Raw genomic sequence first — 23379 nt, 5'->3', positions numbered from 1 at the left:
GGGCAAAGACATCTGCGCGACTCTTGACGCCAGGATTCTTCCGAGTCGAAAGTAAGTAGCCGGGGTGAGTCGCGGCCTGCCTACTCGGCGGGCCGGCCCCGGCCCCCCACGCAAGCAGGCGACCACAGCGAAGGGTGTCACCCGCATGACGTTCTCTCTCGGCATTGTCGGAGCCGGGCAGTTCTCGGGCCAGTTCGCCAAGCTGTTCCTCGCCCATCCGGGCGTGGCCGATGTGTACGTGACCGATCTCCTGCCCGAGCGGGCGGAGCAACTCGCCGCCACCGAACGGCTGTCGGGCACCTTCCCCTCGTACGAGGCGATGCTGGAGTCGAAGGCGGTGGACGCCGTCGCGATCTTCACCCAGCGCTGGACCCACGGGCCGCTGGTGCTCCAGGGGCTGAACGCCGGGAAGCACGTGTACTCGGCGGTGCCCATGGCGATCACCAAGGACGAGATCGCGGCGATCATCGACGCGGTGCGGGCGACCGGACTGACGTACATGATGGGCGAGACCAGCCAGTACAACCCGGCGACGGTGCACGCCCGCAACCAGATCGCCGACGGCGCCTTCGGCCGGATCTTCTACGCCGAGGGCGACTACGTCCACGACATGGACCTCGGGTTCTACGAGGCGTACCAGTACAGCGGCGGCGAGAACTGGAAGGCGACCGCCAGCTATCCCCCGCTCCTGTACCCGACGCACTCGGTGGGCGGGGTGCTCGGGGCCTGGCAGACGCACGCGGTGAGCGTGTCCGCGATCGGGGTGCGCGACCAACGCGGCGACGGTGTGTTCGACGAGGAGATCAGCCAGTTCGGGAACGACTTCTCCAACGCGACCGCCCTGTTCGAGGTCTCGGGCGGCGGCGCGTTCCGCACGAACGAGTTCCGGCGGGTTGGCTATCCCTCGCACATCAGGGAGTCGCGTTTCCGGTTCTTCGGCACGGACGCGAGCATGGAGCAGCTCGCGACGGTGGCCCTGTGGCAGGACAAGAAGGGCGTGCGGGACATCAGCGAACTCCTGGAGCCCAAGGCGACGTTGGCGCCCGATGATCCCTCGCTCCAGCACATCGCACCCGCGCTGCGGGCCGCCTTCACCTCCGGGTCGGCGCCGGTGCACGACCGGACACGGCTGCCCCGGGAGTTCGACCACCTCCACAACGGACACGAGGGCAGCCACCACTTCCTGGCGGACGACTTCGTGACCGCGGTGAACACCCGGACCCTGCCGTCGGTGAACGCGTGGGTGGCCGCCCGCTACACCCTGCCGGGCATCGTCGCGCACGAGTCCGCGCGGCAGGGTGGGATCAGGCTGGACATCCCGGACTTCGGGGACGCCCCGGCGTGAGCTCCGGCCGGTCTCGGGCCGGGTTTCGTGCCGGTCTCGGGCCGGGATGACCTTCGACCGGTGTGACCTTCGGCCCGTGTCGGGCCGGGTGCCGTCAGGTGCCCGGCTTGCGGCCGTACACGTAGACGTCGTCGCCGTTCTTCAGCAGCGACCAGTACTTCTTGGCGGTGGTCGTCGTCATGTTGACGCAGCCGTGCGAGCCGGGCGGGTTCCACATGCTCAGGCCGACCGAGTGGAAGGCCTGGCCGCCGTCGAAGAACTGGCTGTAGGGCATGGGCACGTCGTAGATGTTCGAGACGTGGTCGATGTCCCGCCAGTAGATCTTCTTCAGCCCGGTGCGGGTCTCGTAGTTGTTGCGGCCCGTGCGGACGGGGACCGGCCCGTAGACGAGCTTGTCGCCGTCCTGGATCCAGCTGAGCTGGAGCGTGAGGTTGACGCAGGCGATGCGGCCCTTGTTGACCGGGCACTTGCCGTCCTTGTTGGGCTTGTCGCCGACGGCCTTCTGCTTGTTCATCAGGTCCATCACGCCCCAGGTGACGGATCCCGCGTACCCGATGTTCGGGGTGATGCCGTGCTTGTTCTGGAAGGCCTGGATCGCCTTGCAGTCGGCGGTGGACTGCCGTCCGTCGACCGGGCGGCCGAGGAACTTCTCCACCTGCTTCTGGTACGGGCCGACGCTTGTCGTACAGCTCGCGGCCTGCGCGGGCGCCGCGCCCAGCACGAGTGTCAGCGGCGCGACCAGTCCGGTGATGCCGAGCGCGATGGCTCCGCGTCTGCGTATGTCCCCCATGACGGACCTTTCCCTTGCGTTCTCTTCGCATCTTTCGCGATGTCCGACTGCTAGACCCGCGTCGGGGGGTGTGCGTTGTAGCGGCTGGTCAGGCTGCGACGAAACGGTGACATTGCCCGGCGCCGAGCAGCCCCCGAGCAGATCCACCGCCCGCGTGAGCCGTGCCGGGCACGGACCAGTTTCCCTCAATTGGACCGGGACTCTCGCGTGCCGTCCGCCTACCCTGCCGCCATGAATCGCACACTCGCCGACGACCTCGACCGGCTCCCCGAGCTCCTCCAGTCCGCCCGTGACTTCGCCGCGAGGGAGGTGAGCGGGCTGGCCGACCGTCCGGTGGCACACCTCGGCAAGGCGCCCGACCGCGAGCCTCTTCCGACCGTGGGGACCGGTGCCGAAGGCGCGCTGGCCCGCTTCGCCGAGCGCTGGGCCCCGGGTTTCTCCGGCTCCGCCGGCCCGCGCTATCTCGGCTTCGTCACGGGCGGCGCGACACCGGCCGCGCTCACCGGAGACTGGCTGACCAGCGCGTACGACCAGAACGCGTCCGGGGGCGGCGACTCGTCCGCGAGTGCGCTGGAGCGGGAGACGCTGGGCTGGCTGCGCGAGCTGTTCGGGCTGGGCGAGGAGCACAGCGGGGCCTTCGTGACCGGGGCGACCGTCTCCAGCACGGTCGGCCTGGCCATCGCGCGGGAGTGGCTCGGCGAGCGCCAGGGGGTGTCCGTGTCGCGGGAGGGCGTCGGTGCGCTCGGTCCGATCGACGTGCTGTCCGGCACTCCTCACTCCAGCATCACCAAGGCGCTGTCCGTGCTCGGTATCGGGCGGGACCGGCTGCGCTCGGTTCCCGTGCTGTCCGGGAACCGCGAGGCGATCGACGTGGAGCAGCTCGCCGCCGCCCTCGACGCGCTCGGCGGACGTCCGGCGATCGTCGTGGCGAACGCCGGGACCGTGAACACCGTCGACTTCGACGATCTGCGGGCCATCGCCGCGCTCAAGGAGCGGTACGACTTCTGGCTGCACGTCGACGCCGCGTTCGGCGGCTTCGCCGCGCTCTCACCCTCGTACGCCCATCTCGTCGAAGGCCTCGACGCGGCCGACTCCGTCTGTGTCGACCTGCACAAGTGGCTCAATGTCCCCTACGACGCGGCCGTCCAGTTCACCCGCCGACGGGACCTCCAGGTGCGGGTCTTCCACAACGCCTCGCCCTACCTCGGCCTGCCCACCGGCGACCCCGACTTCCTCCACCTCACACCGGAGAACTCCCGTCGGCTGCGCGCCCTGCCGTCGTGGTTCGCGCTTACGGCGTACGGCCGTGAGGGGCATCGCGAGATCGTCGAGCGGAACGTCGCACTCGCCCGGCACCTGGGCGAACGCATCGAGCAGGAACCGCGGTTGAGACTCCTCGCGCCGGTCCGGCTCAACGTCGTGTGCTTCACCCTCGCCGAGGATTCGGGCGCGGGCGCGGGCGCGGGCGCGGGCGCGGGCGCGGGCGCGGGCGCGGGCGCGGGCGCGGGCGCGGGCGCGGGCGCGGGCAAGGAGCGGGTGCATGAGTTCGCCCGGACGATCGCCGCCTCGGGCGAAGCCGTCGTCACGCCGACGTTCTACGGCGGGTCTCACGCACTGCGGGCGGCGTTCAGCAACTGGCGTACGTCCGAGGCCGATACGAGCCGGGTGTTCGACGCCCTGAAGCGCCACAGCGGTGTCGGACGGTCCTGAGCGTCGCCCCGCTGCCGAAACGCCTGGCGGAAACCGGTGTTGACCGCCGACAGACCCCGTCCACGCACAGAAGGTGTCCACGGCGTACGCGACGGCCGCCTCGGCCTACGTCCGCTCCCCCACGCCGCCCAGGAACGCCTCGGCCCGCGCGCCCTGCTCCCGGATCGCCGCCGCCGTCTTCTCCGCCTGGGCCAGGTCAGCGTCCGTTGGGACGGACGGCGTTGCCATGATCATCAGGGCGACAGATACCGTGCGCTCATGTCCGCGTTCATACAACAACTCCCGGCGCTGATCGGCGTGGTCGTCGGTGCTCTCGGCTCGTATCTGGCCGTCATGCGGGGCGAACAGGTCCGGTTCCGTCGCGAACGGGCGGCTCGCTGGGAGGAACGGCGGCTCGCGGTGTATTCGGACTACGCGACGTCCCTCAAGAAGGCCGTCACCCTGACGTACCGCATCGCCTCCCACCTCGGGAACGACCCTCACCCGCACCCCTTGTCCCCCGAGGACGCCGCTCCCCTGCTGGCCGAGGCCACCGTCGGCCGGGACCCGGCAGGCGAGACACTGCTGCTGCTGGGCACGCAGGAGGTGGTGGACAAGGCGCGGGTCTGGGTCCTCTCCGTCATCGACATGGAACGGTTCCTCAGCGAGCGCGTCCACGATCCGGGGGCATGGCAGATCCTGCTGGACCGCCAGCGCGCCGGGCGTGAGGAGTACTACGCGGCGGTCCGCAGGGATCTGGCGCTCCCGCCCGGCCACTCGGCGCACTGGGAGATCCCGCCGCCCCCTGGACGCGGGTGACCTCAGCGGTAGCCCGTCGCGTCCGCCGCCTTGCCCACGTCCTGGACCTCGACCATGTAGCGCCAGGCGTCCGGGCGGCTGCCGTCACGGTCGGTGAAGTCGTACACCTGAGCGAGCTGTCCGCTGGAGAGCGAGTCGCCGTTCCAGCGGGCGACGTCAGGGTCGGCGGCCAGCGCGGCGACGGCACGGCCGACGTAGGAGGGTGTCTCGGAGATGCCGAAGTGCGGGACGCGCTTCAGGGCGTCGCGCCAGTTCTCCTCGGTCACGCCGAAGTTCTCGAGCATCATCTCCGAGCGGAGCCAGCCGGGAGTGAGCGCGACGGCGGTGGCTCCCCGCGGGCCCAGCTCGTGGCCCAGCGCGAACGCCATACGCAGGACGGACGACTTGGCGAGGTCGTAGAAGAAGGAGACCCGGTAGGTGTTCCGGTTGTACTCGGCGGTGCCGTCGGTCATCTCGACGACCAGTCCGCCGGGGGTGCGGAGCAGCAGGGGAAGCGCGTGGTGGCTGGTGATCGCGTGCGTCTCGACGGCGAGGCGCAACAGCCTGAGGCCCTTGTCGAGGTCGTGTTCCCAGACCGTCGACTCCCACTCGAAAAGTGTCTCGCCGCCCCAGATGTCATTGACGAGGACATCGAGGCGGCCCTGCTCGTCCGCGATGCGGGCGACCAGGGCCTCGACCTCGGAGGGGACCAGATGGTCGGTGGGTACCGCGATGCCGCGGCCTCCCGCCGCCGTGACCAGCTCCGCCGTGTCCTCGATGGTCTCGGGGCGGTCGTACTCCGAGCGCTCCCCGCGCGTGCTGCGACCGGTCACGTAGACGGTGGCGCCGGCCGCGCCGAGCTCCACGGCGATCCCGCGTCCCGCGCCCCGCGTCGCCCCGGCGACGAGGGCGACCTTGCCTTCCAGCGTGTTCTGCAGCGGCCCCGACATGTCCGACCTCCGTGCTCGTAGCGCTCACGCGATGCCTTCACGCATGCGTCCCTACGAGGGTCCCGCGGAAGCCGGACATCTCCTGTCGTCTTTCTCCGGCGCGTCGAGGTCAGTGACCGCGCGCGATCCACTCCTCCAGGTGGGGGGCCTCGGCGCCGATGGTCGTGGAGTCGCCGTGTCCCGTACGAACAGTCGTGTCGGCCGGAAGCGTGAGCAGCCGGTCGCGGATCGAGTCGACGATCGTCGGGAAGTGGGAGTACGAGCGGCCGGTGGCTCCCGGGCCGCCCTGGAAGAGCGTGTCGCCGGTGAAGACGGTGCCCAGGCCCGGGTCGTACAGGCAGACCGCGCCGGGGGCGTGTCCCGGGGTGTGCAGCACGGTCAGGTCGGCGCCGGCCGCCTCGATCACCTGGCCGTCCTGGAGCCAGGCGTCGGGGAGGCGGTCGGGGTGGGTCTGCTTCCACAGCGGCAGGTCGTCGGGGTGGAGCCAGATCGTGGCGCCGGTGCGCTCGGCGAGGGCGGGAGCGGCGTCGATGTGATCGTTGTGGGCGTGGGTGCACACGATGGCCAGCAGGCGCCGGTCGCCCACCGCCTCGGCGATGGCGTCGGCGTCGTGGGCGGCGTCGATGACGATCGCCTCGTGGTCGTTCCCGACGATCCACACGTTGTTGTCGACGTCCCAGGTGCCGCCGTCGAGCGAGAACGTGCCGGAGGTGACGAGGTGTTCGATACGCGTGGTCATCACAGCACCACCACCGAACGCAGCACGTCGCCGTGGTGCATCCGCTCGAAGGCGGGCTCCACCGCGTCCAGGGCGATCGTCTCGGTCACGAAGGCGCCCAGGTCCAGCCGCCCTTGCAGATGCAGGTCGATCAGCAACGGGAAGTCGCGGGAGGGCAGACAGTCGCCGTACCAGGACGACTTGAGGGCTCCGCCGCGCCCGAAGACGTCGAGCAGCGGCAGTTCCAGCTTCATCTCCGGCGTCGGTACGCCGACGAGCACGACCGTGCCCGCGAGGTCACGGCCGTAGAACGCCTGCTTGTACGTCTCCGGGCGGCCCACCGCCTCGATGACGACGTCGGCGCCGAAACCGCCGGTGAGCTCGCGGATCGCCTCGACCGGGTCGCTCTGCGCGGAGTTGACGGTGTGCGTGGCGCCCAGCTTCGACGCGGTCGCCAGCTTCCGGTCGTCGATGTCGACCGCGATGATCTTCGCCGCACCGGCAAGCTGGGCCCCGGCGATCGCCGCGTTGCCGACCCCTCCGCAGCCGATGACGGCGACGGAGTCGCCCCGGCCGACGTTCCCGGTGTTGATCGCGGCGCCGATGCCCGCCATGACGCCGCAGCCGAGGAGTCCGGCCACTGCCGGTGACACGGCCGGGTCGACCTTGGTGCACTGTCCGGCGGCGACCAGGGTCTTCTCGGCGAAGGCGCCGATGCCCAGGGCCGGTGACAGCTCGGTGCCGTCGGTGAGTGTCATCTTCTGCTTCGCATTGTGCGTGTTGAAGCAGTACCAGGGCCTCCCACGCAGACAGGCCCGGCAATTCCCGCACACCGCACGCCAGTTGAGGATGACGAAGTCACCGGGCGCGACGTCCGTGACGCCCTCGCCGACCGACTCGACCACGCCCGACGCCTCGTGGCCGAGCAGGAACGGGAAGTCGTCGCTGATGCCGCCCTGTTTGTAGTGCAGGTCGGTGTGACAGACCCCGCAGGCCTGGATCTGAACGACGGCTTCTCCCGGCCCCGGATCCGGCACGACGATGGTCTCGACACGCACCGGCTCGTTCTTGCCCGGTGCGATCACGCCCCGTACTTCCTGCGCCATGTTGATCAGCCTTCCGTAGGTCGACGTAGCCTCGGAGCCCGCGTCCGATCCGACCGGCGATCAGGCACAGGCTCTCCGACCGACCCTACGGCGTGACCGACCGGTAGAAGGCCAGGTGATGCGCGGCCGCCTCGGCCCAGGTGTGGCGGGCGGCCAGCTCCCGGCCGGCCTCGGCGCGGGCCGGATCGGACGAGTCGAGGGCCCGGCCGAGTTCGGCGGCAAGGGATCGCGGTGAGTCCCCGAACCGGGCGGCCGGTCCGAACACCTCACGCAGCACCGGTAGATCCCGGACTACCAACGGGACCCCGGCCGCGAGCGCCTCCATCGCGGCCAGCCCGAAGCCCTCCTTCAGGGACGGGAAGGCGAAAGCGTCGGCGGCGGCGACGAGTGCGGGCAGTTCGTCGTCGGCGACGGCTCCAAGGACCATGGGCCGCACGCCCAGCTCCACCGCCCGGGCTTCCCAGCGGGTGCGGTAGTCGCGGTAGTCGAAGAGGGTCTCCCCGCCCGCGATCACCAGCCGTACGCCGGGGTGTCCGGTACGCAGCGAGGCGTACGCCTCCAGCAGGTCGAGTGATCCCTTCCGCGGCTCGATGCCGCCGACGGTGAGGATGTAGGGGCCGAGCCGGGAGCGCCAGGCCGCGCGCGCCGCCGGGTCCGTGGTGGCGAAGCGCTCGTACGCCACGCCGTTGGGGATGACCGCGGGCTTCAGGCCCCACCCGTCGGCCAGTTCGTCGGCGACCGACCGTGAGACGCAGATGTGCGCGTACGGCTCGGCGATGGCCCGTTCGTGGCAGGCGGCGAGCTCGGGGGTGGTGAACTGGTCGAGGTGGTGGACGGTGCGGATGCAGCGGCCCGCCGCGTTGGCGCTGATGCAGTCCTGGGCGTGGACGATGTCGTACGGGGTCGGGTCGAAGGCGTCGCGGAGGGTGGCGATGGAGCGCAGGATGCGCGCGCCGACGGTCTCGTCCGGCGGGCCGTCGGGAAACGGCACGATGTGGAGACGCACGGCCGGATCCACGGGCCGGAAGAAGCCGCGGTCGCCACCCCGGCCGAGCGTCCAGACCGTGACGTCCTCGCCTGCCGCGGCCAGCGCCTCGGCCAGCGCGAGGGTGTGCACGACGCCGCCCCGCGGCTTGGTGGAGTAACTGAGCAGGGCGATCCTCACGAGGAAACCTCCCGGTGGGCGGCCGGACGACACTCACCTTGGTGGCGCAGGACACGGCGCGCACGGCCCGTCCCGGCCGGGACACCGAGCAGGGCAACCCTCACGAAGAAACCTCCCGATACGCCGCCGGACGGCGCTCGCCCAGGTGGCGCAGGACGCGGCGGGCGCGGTCCATCTCCGCGGCGACGTCGACCTCGGCGACGGCGAGGCCGGCCTTGGCCCAGGTGCGGGCGAGGATGTCGCCGCCGGGGCCGACGACCTTGGACTGGCCGAGGAAGCGCATGCCGCCCATGGTGCCGGTCTGGTTGGAGGAGGCGAGGACGACCTGGTTCTCGGCGGCGCGTGCCTGGTCGTACAGGTCGAAGAGTTTGGCCTGGCGGTCCTGGGCCATGCGCGGGGCCCGGTTGGTGATGCTGGTGGGCCAGGCGGACAGGCAGGCGAGGATCTCGGCTCCGTCCAGGGCCAGTGAGCGGGCGGACTCCGGGAACGTCTTGTCGTAGTCGATGAGCATGCCGATCCGGCCGACGGGGGTGTCGAAGGCGTCGAAGCGGTCGCCCGGCGCGTACGCGGCGACCTCACCGGCCGGGAGGTGGACCTTGCGGTGACGGCCCAGGACGCCGTCGCCGCTGACGCACACGGCGGCGTTGTAGTGCTCGGTCCCGCCGTCCTCGCAGTAGCCGACGCAGACGACCATCTCGGCGGCGAGACGGGCGACTTGGAGGATCAGCGGGTCGTCCGGCTTGAGCGCGGGCGGCAGGGCGTCGGGGTCGGGGTGGCGCAGGTCGGCGAGGTAGCCGCCGAGCGCGGCGTCGGGCAGGACGAGCAGTCCGGCACCCGATTTACGCGCGTCATCGATGAGTTTCGCGATGCGTGCGAGGTCGAACTCCAGGTCGCGGCCGAAGTGGGCGGCGGCGGCCGCGATCCGGATGGTGCTCATGGGCTGACTGCTCCTGCGTGCGTGTAGGTTTCCGGGCGCCTGTCGCGCAGGTGCCCCATCGAGCGGCGGGCGGTCTCCAGGGCCTGGGTGACGTCGAGTTCGGCGATCGCCAGACCGGATCCGACGCCGGTGTCGGCGAGGATCTCGCCGCCCGGGTCGACGACCTTGGCGCTGCCGACGAAGCGTAGCGACCCGAAGGTACCCGCCTGGTTGGCGGAGATCCACACGATCTGGTTCTCCAGGGCGCGAGCCCGGTCGAAGAGGTCGAAGCGGCGCTTCCAGCGGTCGTTGACCAGGTCCGTCGTGGCGTGGGTCCTGGCGCCCGGCCAGGCCGAGACGCAGACGCCGATCTCGGCGCCGTCAAGCGCCAGCGCACGTGCGGACTCCGGGAACGCCTTGTCGTAGCAGATCATCATGCCGATCCGGCCGACCGGTGTGTCGAAGGCGTGGAAGCGGTCGCCGGACGCGTAGCTGACGTCCTCGCTGAGCGGCTGGTGGACCTTGCGGTGATTGCCGAGCACGCCGTCGCCGTTGACGCAGACGACGCTGTTGTAGCGGGCGTCGCCGTCGGCCTCGCAGTAGCCCGCAATGACGGTCAAATCCCCTGCCAGGGAGGCCAGTCGGCGAATCTCGGGGCCGTCCAGGGCGAGCGCGGGCGGGCCCTCGTCGGACGCGGAGTCGTCGAGGCTGAGCAGATAGCCGCCCAGGCAGGCCTCCGGGAGGGCGAGCAGCCCGACGCCCTCGGCCCGCGCCTCCTTGATCAGCCGTTCCACTACGGCGAAGTCCTCCTCGAGGTCCCGCCCGAACTCGGCGGAGACTGCGGCCATACGAAGGGGGCCTGTGCGGTGGGTGGCTGTGCCGTGGGCGGCTGTGCGGTGGGTGCCCACGCGGCTCGCACTCGTGCGCTCGGTGATCGCGCCGTCGGCGCCCGCCCCGTCGACGCTCATGCCGTCGGTACTCATGCGGCTCACGCTCGTACTAGCGGTGTCCGCGCGCTCGGCGCCCGCCCCGTCGGCGCCCGCGCGATCGGTGCTCATGCCGTCGGCGCCTGTCGGGCGGGCGGCCACGCGATCGGTATCCATGCCGTCGACGCCCATGCGGTCGGTACTCATGCGGTCCCCATTCCGGTCACCGGTCCGGTGACGGCTTCGGTGATCTCTCCGTCGGGCCAGCGCAGCCCGACCCCGTGTCCCACGGTCAGCTCTCCGCAGCGGGCCCCTGCGGCGGGACCGGCGGGGAGGGGTGGCGCGTCCGGCTGGTCGGCGGTGAGCATCGCGAAGCCCGGGAAACAGGTGAGCCAGTCCCCCATGGTCGCCGCTGCGGGGCGCGGCACGGCGGCCACGTCGAGCACGGCGCCACAGCCACTCGCCTCGGCGAGCATGCCCAGGGTCCCGGCGATCCCGGCCATCGACACGTCCTTCGCGGCGGCGGGCCGTACCGCTGCCACCGCCCCGGTCATGGTGCGGAGTTCGTCCCCGCGGCGGTGGCTGGACGAGTCCCACTGGCGCCCCCGGTAGCCCTGGCGCCAGCCGCCACCCAGGTCCGCGGTGAGTCGCACCGCGTGCCCCGGCCGCCCGCCGCCGCCCGGCACCGGGTGGTCGGTGCGGCCGAGCGCGGTCACGGACAGGGCGGCGGGCACGCCGAGTTGGGTGTGGCCGCCGAGCACCGGGACGCCGTACGCACGCGCCGCGCGGCCGAGCCCGGCGAGGATCCGGGACGCGTGCCAGGCGTCCTTCGCGCCCACCGCGTCGAGCAGTCCGACGGGTGAAGCGCCCATCGCGGCAAGGTCGTTGACATTCACCAGGACCGAGCACCAGCCTGCCCAGTCGGGGTCCCGCTCGACCATGGACGGCACGATCGCGTCGCAGGCGGCGATCACATCCGTACCGGCGACAGGCGCGCCGTCGTCGCCCACGTAGCCGAGTGGCGCCGGCGTCAGTGCGCGGAGCAGGGGGCCGAGCGGGGCCTTGGTGGCCTCGGCCTGCGCGGCGATGCGGCCGATCGGCCACCGCATGAGGACATGCGGACGGTCCGCGAGCACGACCTCCCTGACGGGCCGCCAGCCAAGTCGCTTGAACAGCAGGCGATTTCGGACCTGGACGGTGGCGTCGAAGCGCAGGACGCCCGCGGCCTCCGCCCGTGCGCAGGCGGCCCGTACGAGGGCGGCTCCGATCCCCTGCGGGCCCCTGGCGCCGGGCGCGACGACCAGCCGGCCGCCCGCCCACCATCCGAGGTCCGGGCCGTCGTCCACGGGGCCGAGCCGGACGCCTCCGAGGACGGCGCCGGAACGGTCCCTGGCGATCAGGACCAGGGTGCGGGGGTCGTCGTCGCGGTCGTCGAGGTCATGGCCCGCGAAGAGCCCCTGTTCGTGGACGAAGGTGTCCCGGCGCAGCCGTCCGTAGGCCCTCAACTCGCTCTTGTCCGAGGCCTCTTCGATGTGAAAGCCGGGCTGTCGTGCGAGTGTGCTGCGGTCGCCGAGCAGCGCGAGGATGTCCTCCGCGCTCTCCACCACCACGGGCACGGTCGTCGTCGATCCGTCGAGGTACACGGCTCACCCACCCGCCGTCCTGAGCACACTGCACGCCCCGCAGGCCGCGCAACCGGCCTGCTGGTCCGCGCCGTTCATGTCCGCCGCGCGCAGTTTCGCCGCGACGCCCTCGGTGACGTACTGCAACAGCGCGGCGATGGGAGCCTCGGCGCCGTCGCGAGCGGCCAGCGTGCCGCCCATCGGGCGGAAGGGAACGACGAACGGGTACACCCCTCGGTCGATCAACCTCCCTGCTCCCGCGATGAGTTCGTCGGGATCCTCGCCGAGACCGACGAGCAGGTACGTGGAGACACGGTTGGTCCCGAACACCCGGACCGCCTCGTCCCACGCGGCCTCGTACTCCTCCAGGGGTACGGTTGACTTGCCGGGCATCCAGCGCCGCCGTACCGCGTCGTCGAGGGACTCGACATGGATGCCGATGGCCGTCGCTCCGGCGTCGTGCAGCTCACGGATCCACACCAGGTCGCCGGGTGGTTCGCACTGCACCTGGACGGGCAGTCCCGGCACGGCTTCGAGGACGGCGCGCACGGACCGTACGAGATTGCGGGCGCCCCGGTCCGGCCCTGTGGTCGTGCCGGTGGTCATGACCATCTGGCGTACACCGTCCAACCGGACGGCCGCCTCGGCGACTTCGGCGAGTTGCGCCGGGGTCTTGGCTGCGACCGTCGCACCGGAGCGCAGGGACTCCTCGATGGTGCAGAAGCGGCAGCGGTCGGACTCGGCATAGCGGATACAGGTCTGTACGACGGTCGTGGCGAGGACGTCGGCGCCGTGGAGACGGGCGATGTGCTCGTACGGGGTGCCGTCGGCGGTGGTCAGGTCGTAGAACCTGGGGCGCTGTACGGCGGTCAGGGTCAGGCCGGTGTCGTCGTCGCCGAGCCATACGCGGCCGTCCCGGACGGAGTAGGGGCTGTCGGGGTTGCGGGGCAGCGCCGCGTTGGCACCGTCGACGAGGACGTGCCCGTCGTCGCTGGGTCCGGCGCCGTCGGGACGCCGTACGGGAGCCTCCAACCGGACTCCGTGGAGGGCGAGTTCGGCGCGGGTCGTGATCCGGACGTCGACCGGACCCGTCCCCCTCGTCTGTGTACCGGTGCCAACGCTCATGGCTTGCCCCTCAGAGCTGGTAGGTCGAGTTGATGATGGCGCCCTTGCGCGCGTAGTGGATCAGCGCGTCCTGGACGTCGAGCGGGTGGGTCGGGATGACGCCCTCGATCAGGTCCTCCTCGCGGGCTCCGTGCAGGGAGAGCCCGAAGCGGCAGCAGTAGACCTTGCCGCCCTCCCCGAGGAAGGTCTTGAGCTGGTTGTTGATGTTGTGCTCGCCCGGGAAGGCGGAGTTGCCGACGGTCGGAAAGCCGCGTGTGGCAAGGCAGTTCAGCGAGCCGGGGCCGTAGAAGTAGATGGCGGTCTCGAAGCCCTTGCGCAGGGCGCGGGTCGCCTGGAGGACGGCGACGAAGGAGACCGAGGACTCGTGGGCGATGCCGTGGACGAGGGTGAAGTACGTCTCGCCGTCCTCGGCCTTGTAGTCGGGGAAGACCTTGGTGTCGCCGTAGATGCTGGTGCCCTCGGGGAGGGAGGGGTGCGGGATCTCGGTGAGGGACTTCTGCTCGATCTCGCTGAGTTCGACGGTTTCCGGCATGGCTGTCTCCTTGGGCGTGTTGGTGAGCGAGGGTTGTACGGGGTCGGAGAAGGTCGTACGTGGGTGAGGGGTGGGCGGGTCAGTCGTAGAGCGTGGCGAACGTGTCCCGGAAGACCCGCTCGCCGAGTTCGCCACCGCCGGCCGCGGCGGTCATCCGGGCGTACTCGCCGGCGAAGTCGCCCCAGGGCTGGTCGCTGGCGAAGAGCACCCGGTCGTGGCCGATACCGCGGTGCTCGATCTCCCGGGCCAGCCAGTACGGGGCGAAGCCGATGGCCCAGGAGAGGTCGGTGTAGACGCGCTTGCCCGACTCGATCCAGTCGAAGAAGCGGGAGCCCACGAGTTTGATGTGGCCGCTCATCCCGCCGCCGAAGTGCACGAGGTGGACGGCGACTTGATCGGCGTACCAGTCGACGAGGTGGCCCACCTCGTCGATGTCGGAGGCGGCGCCGGGCGAGGTGTGCACATGCACCACGAGGTCCAGGCGCGCGGCCTCGTGGAAGATCCGGTCCAGGAGCGGGCGGCACTCGGGGTCGGTGGGGCGTCCGCCGAGCAGGAAGCTGAGCTTGAGGGCGCGTACGCCGTCCTCGCGGGCCAGGGCGAGGGCGTGCGCGGTGCGGTGCTCGTCCGCGGGACGCGGGGAGACCCACAGGCCCGCCCTGATGCGGTCGTCGGTCTGGGCGGCTTCGATGGCCAACTCGTTGAAGGAGAAGGCGATGTCGGGGTCGGGGACGCCGTAGTTGGGGAGGACCAGGGCGCGTTCGGTGCCTTCGGCGTCGAGGTCGGCGAGGAGCTGCTTGACGGTGGCGCGGGCGGTGGTGTCGGGGTTGACGGGCGGTCCGCCGTAGAAGGGGTACGCGGGGAGGACACCGATGTGGCGGTGTGCGTCGAAGACCATGTCCGTGCTTTCAGCCGACGGGGAGTGCGGAGGCGAGCTCGGTGGGGGCGCCGGTGAGGGTGCCGCAGACGTCGGCGAGGCGGCGCGAGGCGTCGATGTGGCCGGCGAGGAACTCGGCGTCCCGGCCGACGGCTTCGAAGCGCCCCGAGCCCCACGAGAACTGCCAGGGCAGGCCCAGGAAGTACAGGCCGGGGGTGCTGGTGACGCCTCTCCAGTGCATGGGGTAGCCGCGGCCGTCGAAGACGGGTATCTCGATCCACCGGTGGTCGCGGGTGAAGCCGGTGGACCAGATGACGGAGGTGATCTGTGCCTCGGCCAGGTCGAGCGCGGCCGGCTGCTCGGTCGGCTCCCACACGGGTACGTAGCGGGCCTCGTCCGGCGCCGACAGGCCCCGCTCCGTGATGTGTACGTCTATGGCGTCCTTGATGCCCTCGGCCACGGCGTCCGCCCGGTCGAGGTTGACCTTGAGGTCGTCGGCGAACTCCAGGATCCCGCCGTCGATGCCGGTCAGCCGCCCGTACAGGCGCATTCCGTCACGGGCGAAGGCACGGAGGTCGATGTCCCTGCCGCCGTCGCGCCCGGTGACGTAGTGGTTGACGCGCATCCGGACGGCGGCCGCGTCGTCGAAGTGGTCGATGGCTTTTGCGTAGTGGCCCATCTCGTCGAGCCAGGCGACACAGTCCCGGCCACGGTAGAAGCGGGCCACCCGGGGTGCGCTGCCCACGGCCAGGTGGACCTGGCGTCCCGCGAGGTGCAGATCCTCGGCGATCTGGCAGCCGGACTGTCCGGTGCCCACCACCAGGACGGCGCCTTCGGGGAGTTGGTCCGGGTTGCGGTAGCGGGAGGAGTGGATCTGCTCGACCCTGCCGGGCAGCCGCTCGCCCATCCGCGGGACGGCAGGAGTGTGGTACGGGCCGGTGGCGACCACCACCTGATCGGCGGTGAACTCCCCTGCACTGGTGGCCAGTTCGAAGACGCCGCTCGGGGAGCGGCGCAGCCCGGTGACGGACACACCTTCGACCAGCGGCGGTTGGAAGCGGGCGACGTACTCCTCCAAGTAGCGCACGATCTCCGTGCGCACCATGAACCCGTCCGGGTCGGGCCCCGTGTAGGGGTGACCGGGCAGTCTGCACTGCCAGTTGGGGGTGACCAGGCTGAAGGAGTCCCAGCGCCGCTCGCGCCACTCGTGGCCGACCCTGTTCGCCTCGATCACCACATGCTCGATACCGCGTTCGCGCAGACAGTGGCTGACGGAAAGTCCCGCCTGGCCACCACCGACGACCGCCACCGGATAGTGGGTTCCGTACAGCTCAGGCATGAAGTCCTCCATGCGCGGGGCAAGGTTGTCGGGGACGACCGTTGCCGGTCTCGCACCTCGCCGCTGCTTGTGGGAACCACTTCAGCCACGGCCTATTGCGGAATGACGTCATCCGGAACAAAGCGGCGTTACCAAAACCTCACTCGTTGCCTGGCAGGCAAGATTCCCTGTGAAGGCCATCGGCTTCCCTGACGGCGCCGAGATGCCGCACGCACCGTCCACCCCTCTCACCGACGTAGCCTGAATGCTCCGCACAGACCCCGCACAAGGAGCGCCGTGAGCACTGCCGCAGCCAAACCCGAGGCACCCGCGTGGCGCCTGCTGTTCGGGTACGTACGACCGCATCGATGGGCGCTCCTTGCGGGCGGGTTGCTGGCCCTCACGACCGGGGCCACCGGGCTGGTGCTGCCGCTGGTGGCGCGCGGACTCATCGACGATCTGTCGCACGACCGCCCCATCACCGGGGCGCTGTTCGGCATGGCGGCGCTGGTGGTGACCAACGCGGCCGTGGGCGCGACGGGCTCGTACGTTCTGCGGCGCACCGCCGAGTCGGTGGTGCTCGGCGCGCGGCGTGCCCTGTCGTCGTATCTGCTGCGGCTGCGCATACCGGCGGTGGACCGCAGCGAACCGGGCGACCTGATGGCCCGGATCACCTCCGACACGACACTGCTGCGCGAGGTCACGACCGATTCGCTGGTCGGCTTCGGCACCGGAGGGCTCACCCTCGTCGCGACGGTGGTGATGATGGGCCTGGTCGACCCCGTGCTCCTCGGCGTCACCCTGGCAGTGATCCTGTGCGCGGGCACCGTCCTCGGCGTGATCGTGCCGCGCATCAACCGGGCGAGCAAGCGGGCGCAGGACGCGGTCGGCGTGATGGGCGCCTCACTGGAACGGATCCTCGGCGCGCTCCGCACGATCAAGGCCTCCGGTGCCGAGAGCCGCGAGGAGCAGGCCATCCACGCGGCCGCCGAGGAGTCGTGGCGGCAGAGCGTGCACGCCGCCAAGTGGTCGGCCGCCGCGGGCAACACGGCCGGTCTGGCGATGCAGATCGCGTTCATCACGGTGCTGGCGGTGGGCGGCGCCCGCGTCGCGACCGGCGCCATCGACGTCGGCACGCTCGTCGCGTTCCTCCTCTACGTCTTCTATCTGATGTCACCGATCCAGCAGCTCGTCGGCGCGATCACGCAGTACCAGACCGGCGCCGGCGCGCTCGCCCGTATCCAGGAGGCCCTGCGGCTCCCCGCCGAGCCCGCCGCCCTGCCCGCGCCACTGCCGTCCCCCAGCGCTGAACCCGCCGCCCTCGCCTTCGACGACGTGCGCTTCCGGTACGCCGACGATCTGCCGTACGTCCACCACGGCGTGACGTTCGCCGTCCCGGCCCGCGGCATGACGGCGTTCGTCGGCCCCTCCGGCGCGGGCAAGACGACCGTCTTCTCCCTCATCGAGCGGTTCTACGACCCCGAGGCGGGCGTCATCACGTTCGATGGCCGTGAGCTGGAGTACTGGGATCTGCCCGAGCTCCGTTCCTCGATCGGTTACGTGGAGCAGGACGCGCCCGTCCTGTCGGGCTCCCTCCTCGACAACCTGCTGCTCGGCAACCCGGACGCCGACGACGCCGACGTCACCCGCGTGCTGAAGACGACACGTCTGGACGGACTCGTCGCCCGGTTGCCGCTCGGCCTGGACACGCTGGTCGGCCACCGCGGCACCAAGCTGTCCGGCGGCGAGCGGCAGCGCGTCGCCATCGCCCGTGCCCTGCTGCGCCACCCCCGCCTGCTGCTTCTCGACGAGGCGACGTCTCAGCTCGACGCGGTGAACGAGGCCGCGCTGCGCGACACCGTCGCCGATGTCGCCCGTACGACGACGGTCCTCGTGGTCGCGCACCGGCTCTCCACCGTCACGATGGCCGACCGGATCGTCGTCATGGACGCGGGCCGGGTCCGCGCGGTCGGCACCCACCGCGAACTCGTGGCCGGGGACCCGCTCTACGCGGAACTGGCGGCCACGCAGTTCCTCGCCACCGTCGGCTGACCGGCCTGCCCCCGGCGCACCTGCCCCGGGGGCTCGCGCTCCCCTCCGTCTAGAACGGGTAGTGCGCCTGCTGCGTGGCAATGGTCACCCAGCGGGTGTTGGAGAACGCCTCCAGGCCCCAGCGACCGCCGAAGCGCCCGTAGCCGGAGGCCTTGACGCCGCCGAAGGGCGCGTGCGGCTCATCCGCGACGGACTGGTCGTTGATGTGCACGATGCCGGTGCGGATACGGCGGGCGACGGCCAGCCCGTGCGTCGCGTTCTCGGTGATGACTCCGCAGGTCAGACCGTTGTCGGTGTCGTTGGCCACGGCGACGGCGACGCTGTCGTCGGCGAAGGTCTCGATCACGCAGACCGGGCCGAACGCCTCCGCGTAGTAGATGTCCGCGTCCTTGGTGACATCGGTGAGGACGGTCGCCGGGTGCACCGCGCCCTCCGGTTCCCCGCCACCGGTGAGGACCGTGGCGCCCTTGGCCACCGCGTCCTTGATGAGCCCCGCGACCCGCTGTGCGGCGGCGGCGCTGACCAGCGGACCGACCACCGTGTGCGGGTGAGCGGGGTCACCGGCCTGGAGCTGGGCGACCTTCGCGACGAACTTCTGCGTGAACTCCTCGGCAAGCGACTCGTGTACGAGGATCCGGTCGCCGGACATGCAGATCTGGCCGGAGTTCATGAACACGCTGAAGGTGACCGCGTCGACCGCGTAGTCCACGTCGGCGTCGTCGAGCACGACGACCGCGTTCTTGCCCCCCAACTCCAGTACGGCGGGCTTGAGATGCGAGGCGGCGTGCGCGCCGATGATCCGGCCGACTCCGGTGGAGCCGGTGAAGTTGACGGCGCGGACCCGCGGGTCGGCTATGAGCACCTCGGCGATCTCGGCCGCGTCCTCACGGGCGTTGGTGACCACGTTCAGCACACCGTCCGGCAGCCCGGCCTCGCGCAGCACGTCGGCGACGAGCAGCGCGCACGCGATCGGCGCGTCCTCGCTGGGCTTCACGACGACGGTGTTGCCCGCGGCGAGAGGAGCCGCGACGGCCCGCACGCCGAGGATGACGGGCGCGTTCCAGGGCGCGAAGGCGGCGACGACACCCAGCGGCTCGCGGATCGCGAGGCCCAGCGCACCCGCCTCCTGGGAGCTGAGCACCTCACCGCGCGGAGCGGTGATCGCGGCTGCCGCCTCGCGCAGGATGTTCGCGGCGAGACCCACGTTGAAGTACGCCCACGGGCGGGTGCCGCCCGCCTCGTGCGCCATCAGCTCGGCCACTTCCTCCCCCCTGGCGTCGAGGAGGTCGGCGGCCTTGAGGAAGATCGCCCGGCGTGCGAAGGGTGCGAGCGCGGCCCAGTCGGCGAAGGCCGCGTCGGCGGCGTCCACGGCACGGGCGACGTCCTCGGGACCGGCCGCGGCGACGGTCGCGTACACCTCGCCGGTGAAGGGGTTGATGTCCTCGGCGGTGCGGCCCGAGGCGGCCGGCACATCCTTGCCGCCGATGAACAGTTCACGGGTGATGGCCATGGCGGGTTCCTCCGGTACGTAGCGACAGCGGTACGCAGTTGTCAACAACATCAGTAGAGCGCTCACAGCGGCAACACGTGTTCGCCACGTGAATCCTACTTCACCAACCTACTAGGTAGGATGCTCGGACCGGGCTCCGTGAAAGTCAAGGGCAGACGCGTCTGCCCCCGGCACCAGGGTGCCGGGGGCAGCGGAAGCTGTCGAGCGCCGGAGGACTACGGCTCAATGGCGGGGAGCACGCCGGTGACGGGCGCGGCCAGATCGGTCACCTGGTGCAACTCGTCGAGGCCCTCGTTCAGACGGTTGAGCCCGGCCAGCTGCCTGGAGACCTTCGGGAGCGCGGCCTGGTACTCCGCGGGAATTTCGCTCACAGCGAGCTTGTCGAGCTCGGCGATGGGGTTCAGCGGCTTCGGCGCCTCGGAGACGGCGGCGTTCGCCATCGGCGCGGCAAGGCCCGTGACACCGACGGCGAGACCAACGGCGGCGACAATACGTCGTGTTGAGATCATGCTTTCAGCAACGGCTGCGGGCCCGGGCGGACACGGCCGTTCCGCTCCGCTCACCCGTGAGGCTCACAGTTGCTGCTGCGCTTGCCGCGCGCCCCCGGACGGAGGAGTCTCGAAGGAGAGGCCCTTCGCGGCCCACTCCTCGCTGGGCCGCGGCCTTTCAAGGAGGTCATCATGGGCACCGCGGCAGGCCCCGCCTTCGACACCGAAGCGCTACGCCGGGGCATAGAAGGACGGAGCGCGGCAGATCTGCTGTCGCTCTACGCGGACGACGCGGAGGTCCGTGTCGTCGACCACAACACCCAGCCCAGTCATCCGATGGTCAAACACGGTCGCGGCGAGATCGCCGACATGCTCAACGACGTCTACAGCCGGGACATGACCCACAAGCTGGAGCGGTGCGTCGTCCAGGGCGATCAGGTCGCCTTCACCGAGTCCTGTCAGTACCCGGACGGCGTGAAGGTGCTGGCCAGCTCGATGATGTCGCTGCGCGACGGCAAGATCGTCGAACACACGCTGCTACAGGCATGGGACGAGTAGGAAGGACCTGGTGGCCGAAGGTCCGGATCAATTCGCAGCTGACCTGGACCTTCTCGGCGAGTGCGGGGATGGGCCGGTCGCGTTCGCGCCGGACTCGGCTGCCACCACCAGTTTCCGCAGCAGGTCTGCGAGTGTCCGCTTCTCTTCTGCGGTCAGCACTCCGAGGAGCGCGTTCTCACCCTCACCCTCCGTCGCCACGTGCTGCTCGAACGCGTCATATCCGGCCTCGGTGAGCCTCACCTGTACACGGCGGCGGTCGGCTGCCTCGTTCGTGCGGGTGATCAGCCCCGCGTCCTCCATCGGGCCGAGACGTGCCGACAGTGCGCCGCGGGTCAGACCCAGCAGGTCGGCGAGCTGCGACGGGCTCGCCGCGTACGGCGGACCGAGCCTGCGCAACATCAGCAGCACCTTGAACTGCCAGTGTCGAAGCCCGTCCGAGTCCAGGGTGTCCCGGCGGGCCTGGACCGTGTGCCGGGCCAGGATCGCGAGCCGGACGAAGATCGCCTCGGTGACCGGGTCCATCCAGGCGAGCTCCTTCGACCAGACCGCAACGTGCCGGTCGACCGAATCCCCCGCCGAAGGGTCCCCCATACGTGCCTCCCCAAAAGTAGTTTTCTTGTGGATAGTTTTTCGTATTACTACGTTCCTCGCATGACGAACACCGCAAGCACAGTCCGTACGGCCGCGGCCGTGCCGCTCGACCAACTCCTGGCTGCCGTCCGCGAGTTGAGGATCGGCGGCCGATGGGAACGGGCGTCGGTGCTGCTGGACGCGGCCGAGGTCACCGATCCGTCGGCCCGTGCCCGGCTCGCCGTGGCCGCCGCCGAAGTCTCGCTGGAGAGCGACTGGTTCGGCGGGACCAGCCTGGCGCGCGCTCGGCTCGACGCCGCCGAGAAGGCCTTCGCAGGGGCGCACCGCCACGACCGCTGGGACCTGGACTGCCTCTGGCTCCGCCACGACTACCTCGGTCTTGTGCATATCGACGGCGCGTTCCGGCCCGGACCCGACGGCAAGGACCCGAAGGCCCTCGCTGCTCTCCGCTCACGCGCCGAGAACCTGCGTGAGCGGGCTCCGGACGATGTGCGCCGAGGCTGGGCCGAGATGTACCTGGGTCTCATCGCCGACAACCTCTTCGCCGAGCGCGACCTCGCTCCGGGCCACTACGAAACCGCCCTGCGCGCGGCCGACTCCGTTGAGCCGGCCGACCCCCTGCTAGCCCGCGAGGCGCTGCGGCACCTCGGCGATCACGACCACGACCACGGCGACCACGCACGGGCCTTGGAGCGCTGGAGCCGAGCCACCGAGCTCGGCGCCGGGGCCGGAGCCGTCCCCGGCACCCTCTCGCAGCAGATGCTCCTGGCGGTCCTGGCCCGCGACGCGGGCGACGAGGCCGGAGCCGCCGCGCTGGCCCGTGAGGTCGCCCGCTGGGCCGGAGCCATCGGCGCCGCGGACACCGAGGCGCAGGCCAACGGGTTCCTGGCCGGAGCCGACCCGACGGCACCGCCCCCGGAGAGCGGCAGCTGACCGTTCGGGCCGCGAGCGGAAACACCCGCGCCGACCGGAAATCCCACGGGTTAGGCTGGTCGGCGGGCCGTGACTGGCGCTGAGGTGGAGTACCACCGGGGAGCGGTCTGACGAACGGGTCTTTGCCGCGCGCCTGGGCGATTGTGTCAGTGACGCTCAGGAGTGGCTCATGTCCCAGGCCCAGCTCATGGACGGCGCCGGTCTCGCGCGCCGCATCGTGGAGGAGACCGCGCAGCGCGCGGCCGACCTCAAGGACCGCACGGGTGCGTCGCCGTGTCTGGCGACGGTACTGGTCGGCGAGGATCCCGCCTCCGTCACGTACGTCCGGATGAAGCAGAACCGCAGCCGGAGGGCCGGTATCGAGTCTCGGCACGTCGCCCTGCCCGCCGGCACCACGACGGCGGAACTGGTCGACACGCTGGCCACACTGTCCGACGACCCCACCGTGCACGGCATCCTGCTCCAGCACCCCGTCGGTCCGCACATCGACGAGCGTGCCGCGTTCGAGGCCATCGCGCCGGAGAAGGACGTCGACGGGGTGACGCTGAGTTCGTACTCGGCGATGAGCTTCGGGCTGCCCGGCTTCGTGTCCTGCACTCCCGGCGGCATCATGCGGCTCCTCGACGCGTACGACGTGGACCCGGCAGGCAAACGCGCCGTCGTCGTGGGCCGCAGCGCGATCCTCGGCAAGCCCGTCGGCATGCTGCTGCTGGGCCGCGACGCGACGGTGACGTACTGCCACTCGCGTACGACCGAGCTGTCCTCGGTCGTACGCGAGGCGGACATCGTGGTGGCCGCCGTGGGGCGGCCGCGGCTGATCCGCGGCGAGGACATCAAGCCGGGAGCCGTCGTCATCGACGCGGGCTACAACCCCGGGAACGTCGGAGACGTCGACTTCGACACCGCCCGCGACCGGGCCTCGCTGATCACGCCGGTGCCGGGTGGCGTCGGTCCCATGACGATCGCGGTCCTGCTGGAGCAGACCGTCACGGCAGCGGAACGACTTCGCCGGCCGCCGGGGCGGCTGGCTGGATCCCCGTCGGCGAACCAACTCGCGACCGCCCCGCGGTAACTCCCGCCATACTGGCCGCCGTGCGAGTGGCGATCATGACCGCGGGGTCCCGAGGCGGTGTGCGCCGTACACCGGTCGCGGGCTCGGCCCGGCGCGTGCCGGGCACGAGGTCACCCTGGTGACGCACGGGTGTTTCGAGCGGCTTGCCGCCGGTTCGGGTCCGGGGCTCCACGCGCGGCCGGTGGATTCCCGGGCGGAGCGGGAGTCCGAGCGGGGGCAGCGGCTGCATCGCAGCACCACCGGGGACGAAGTGACCGAGGCCGCCCATGCCCGCGTGAACCGGCCGGCGGGCCGCCATTCC

General features: G+C 71.0%; 23 protein-coding genes, 1 pseudogene and 1 riboswitch. Of the genes and pseudogenes, 8 read left to right on the top strand and 16 right to left on the bottom strand.

Annotated features, from left to right (window positions below):
* Window positions 1–145: 145 nt before the first annotated feature.
* Window positions 146–1345 carry a Gfo/Idh/MocA family protein gene (locus tag ACIPC1_RS11135; RefSeq protein ID WP_402515555.1) on the top strand — a complete coding sequence of 400 codons (1200 nt, stop codon included), beginning with the start codon at window positions 146–148 and terminating at the stop codon, window positions 1343–1345.
* Between the two features lie 94 nt (window positions 1346–1439).
* Here ACIPC1_RS11135 and ACIPC1_RS11130 read toward each other — a convergent pair whose 3' ends face one another.
* Complete coding sequence (locus ACIPC1_RS11130; protein WP_402515552.1) at window positions 1440–2135, bottom strand: L,D-transpeptidase family protein; 696 nt, start codon at window positions 2133–2135, stop codon at window positions 1440–1442.
* A 231-nt stretch (window positions 2136–2366) separates the two neighbouring features.
* Between ACIPC1_RS11130 and ACIPC1_RS11125 the strand changes: the two genes are divergently transcribed.
* Complete coding sequence (locus tag ACIPC1_RS11125) at window positions 2367–3845, top strand: pyridoxal phosphate-dependent decarboxylase family protein (RefSeq protein WP_402515549.1); 1479 nt, start codon at window positions 2367–2369, stop codon at window positions 3843–3845.
* Between the two features lie 105 nt (window positions 3846–3950).
* Here the strand turns inward: ACIPC1_RS11125 and ACIPC1_RS11120 are convergent, their stop codons facing one another.
* Complete coding sequence (locus ACIPC1_RS11120) at window positions 3951–4073, bottom strand: hypothetical protein (RefSeq protein WP_402515547.1); 123 nt, start codon at window positions 4071–4073, stop codon at window positions 3951–3953.
* 30 nt (window positions 4074–4103) lie between these two features.
* Here ACIPC1_RS11120 and ACIPC1_RS11115 point away from each other — a divergent pair, with 30 nt between their 5' ends.
* Window positions 4104–4643: a hypothetical protein gene (locus ACIPC1_RS11115; protein WP_402515544.1), complete on the top strand. Its 540-nt coding sequence runs from the start codon at window positions 4104–4106 to the stop codon at window positions 4641–4643.
* A gap of 2 nt (window positions 4644–4645) precedes the next feature.
* On the opposite strand, the gene ACIPC1_RS11110 is transcribed toward ACIPC1_RS11115, so the two are convergent.
* The 11 genes from ACIPC1_RS11110 to ACIPC1_RS11060 all read right to left on the bottom strand — a co-directional run bounded on the left by ACIPC1_RS11110 (window position 4646) and on the right by ACIPC1_RS11060 (window position 15895).
* Window positions 4646–5572 (bottom strand): SDR family oxidoreductase, encoded by a 927-nt coding sequence (locus tag ACIPC1_RS11110; RefSeq protein WP_402515543.1) that lies wholly within the window; start codon window positions 5570–5572, stop codon window positions 4646–4648.
* A gap of 109 nt (window positions 5573–5681) precedes the next feature.
* Window positions 5682–6311, bottom strand: coding sequence for an MBL fold metallo-hydrolase (locus ACIPC1_RS11105; RefSeq protein ID WP_384379318.1), 630 nt, complete (start codon window positions 6309–6311; stop codon window positions 5682–5684).
* Window positions 6311–7396 carry an S-(hydroxymethyl)mycothiol dehydrogenase gene (locus ACIPC1_RS11100; RefSeq protein ID WP_402515540.1) on the bottom strand — a complete coding sequence of 362 codons (1086 nt, stop codon included), beginning with the start codon at window positions 7394–7396 and terminating at the stop codon, window positions 6311–6313. Before ACIPC1_RS11100 ends, ACIPC1_RS11105 begins: the two co-directional genes overlap by 1 nt.
* A gap of 85 nt (window positions 7397–7481) precedes the next feature.
* Entirely contained in the window at window positions 7482–8561 is a 1080-nt protein-coding gene (locus ACIPC1_RS11095) for an MSMEG_0565 family glycosyltransferase (RefSeq protein WP_402515538.1), read from the bottom strand.
* Between the two features lie 100 nt (window positions 8562–8661).
* Window positions 8662–9498, bottom strand: a complete 837-nt coding sequence (locus tag ACIPC1_RS11090) for a carbon-nitrogen hydrolase family protein (RefSeq protein ID WP_402515537.1) — start codon at window positions 9496–9498, stop codon at window positions 8662–8664.
* Window positions 9495–10610, bottom strand: a complete 1116-nt coding sequence (locus ACIPC1_RS11085; protein ID WP_402515534.1) for a nitrilase-related carbon-nitrogen hydrolase — start codon at window positions 10608–10610, stop codon at window positions 9495–9497. The genes ACIPC1_RS11090 and ACIPC1_RS11085 overlap by 4 nt, the downstream gene beginning before the upstream one ends.
* Window positions 10607–12046, bottom strand: coding sequence for an MSMEG_0567/sll0787 family protein (locus tag ACIPC1_RS11080; protein WP_402515532.1), 1440 nt, complete (start codon window positions 12044–12046; stop codon window positions 10607–10609). Before ACIPC1_RS11080 ends, ACIPC1_RS11085 begins: the two co-directional genes overlap by 4 nt.
* A 3-nt stretch (window positions 12047–12049) precedes the next feature.
* Window positions 12050–13150, bottom strand: a complete 1101-nt coding sequence (locus ACIPC1_RS11075) for an MSMEG_0568 family radical SAM protein (RefSeq protein ID WP_402515530.1) — start codon at window positions 13148–13150, stop codon at window positions 12050–12052.
* Between the two features lie 10 nt (window positions 13151–13160).
* Entirely contained in the window at window positions 13161–13682 is a 522-nt protein-coding gene (locus ACIPC1_RS11070; protein WP_384379298.1) for an MSMEG_0572/Sll0783 family nitrogen starvation response protein, read from the bottom strand.
* A 79-nt stretch (window positions 13683–13761) separates the two neighbouring features.
* Window positions 13762–14577 carry an amidohydrolase family protein gene (locus ACIPC1_RS11065; protein WP_402515528.1) on the bottom strand — a complete coding sequence of 272 codons (816 nt, stop codon included), beginning with the start codon at window positions 14575–14577 and terminating at the stop codon, window positions 13762–13764.
* Window positions 14578–14587: 10 nt separating this feature from the next.
* Entirely contained in the window at window positions 14588–15895 is a 1308-nt protein-coding gene (locus tag ACIPC1_RS11060) for an MSMEG_0569 family flavin-dependent oxidoreductase (protein WP_402515525.1), read from the bottom strand.
* Between the two features lie 276 nt (window positions 15896–16171).
* Here ACIPC1_RS11060 and ACIPC1_RS11055 point away from each other — a divergent pair, with 276 nt between their 5' ends.
* A complete protein-coding gene (locus ACIPC1_RS11055) occupies window positions 16172–17926 on the top strand; it encodes an ABC transporter ATP-binding protein (RefSeq protein WP_402515523.1) in 1755 nt (584 codons plus the stop codon).
* Between the two features lie 49 nt (window positions 17927–17975).
* Here the strand turns inward: ACIPC1_RS11055 and ACIPC1_RS11050 are convergent, their stop codons facing one another.
* On the bottom strand, window positions 17976–19436 hold the full coding sequence (locus ACIPC1_RS11050) for an aldehyde dehydrogenase family protein (RefSeq protein ID WP_402515520.1): 1461 nt from the start codon (window positions 19434–19436) through the stop codon (window positions 17976–17978).
* Window positions 19437–19651: 215 nt separating this feature from the next.
* Window positions 19652–19945, bottom strand: coding sequence for a hypothetical protein (locus tag ACIPC1_RS11045; protein ID WP_402515517.1), 294 nt, complete (start codon window positions 19943–19945; stop codon window positions 19652–19654).
* Between the two features lie 171 nt (window positions 19946–20116).
* Between ACIPC1_RS11045 and ACIPC1_RS11040 the strand changes: the two genes are divergently transcribed.
* Window positions 20117–20482, top strand: coding sequence for a nuclear transport factor 2 family protein (locus ACIPC1_RS11040; RefSeq protein ID WP_402515515.1), 366 nt, complete (start codon window positions 20117–20119; stop codon window positions 20480–20482).
* A gap of 27 nt (window positions 20483–20509) precedes the next feature.
* Here the strand turns inward: ACIPC1_RS11040 and ACIPC1_RS11035 are convergent, their stop codons facing one another.
* Window positions 20510–21073, bottom strand: a complete 564-nt coding sequence (locus ACIPC1_RS11035) for a MarR family winged helix-turn-helix transcriptional regulator (RefSeq protein ID WP_402515512.1) — start codon at window positions 21071–21073, stop codon at window positions 20510–20512.
* Window positions 21074–21133: 60 nt separating this feature from the next.
* Here ACIPC1_RS11035 and ACIPC1_RS11030 point away from each other — a divergent pair, with 60 nt between their 5' ends.
* The 3 genes and pseudogenes from ACIPC1_RS11030 to ACIPC1_RS11020 form a co-directional block, all read left to right on the top strand.
* Window positions 21134–22006 carry a hypothetical protein gene (locus ACIPC1_RS11030; protein WP_402515510.1) on the top strand — a complete coding sequence of 291 codons (873 nt, stop codon included), beginning with the start codon at window positions 21134–21136 and terminating at the stop codon, window positions 22004–22006.
* Window positions 22007–22065: 59 nt separating this feature from the next.
* Window positions 22066–22152, top strand: a riboswitch (ZMP/ZTP riboswitch).
* Between the two features lie 23 nt (window positions 22153–22175).
* A complete protein-coding gene (locus tag ACIPC1_RS11025) occupies window positions 22176–23078 on the top strand; it encodes a bifunctional 5,10-methylenetetrahydrofolate dehydrogenase/5,10-methenyltetrahydrofolate cyclohydrolase (RefSeq protein WP_402515508.1) in 903 nt (300 codons plus the stop codon).
* Between the two features lie 35 nt (window positions 23079–23113).
* Window positions 23114–23322: pseudogene (locus ACIPC1_RS11020) on the top strand (glycosyltransferase); the annotation flags it as partial.
* Between the last annotated feature and the right edge of the window lie 57 nt (window positions 23323–23379).

It is taken from the genome of Streptomyces sp. NPDC087263 (assembly GCF_044744645.1).
GTDB lineage: Bacteria > Actinomycetota > Actinomycetes > Streptomycetales > Streptomycetaceae > Streptomyces.
Note: the sequence above shows the minus strand (reverse complement) of the source record. Positions and strands in the feature narration are given on the sequence as shown.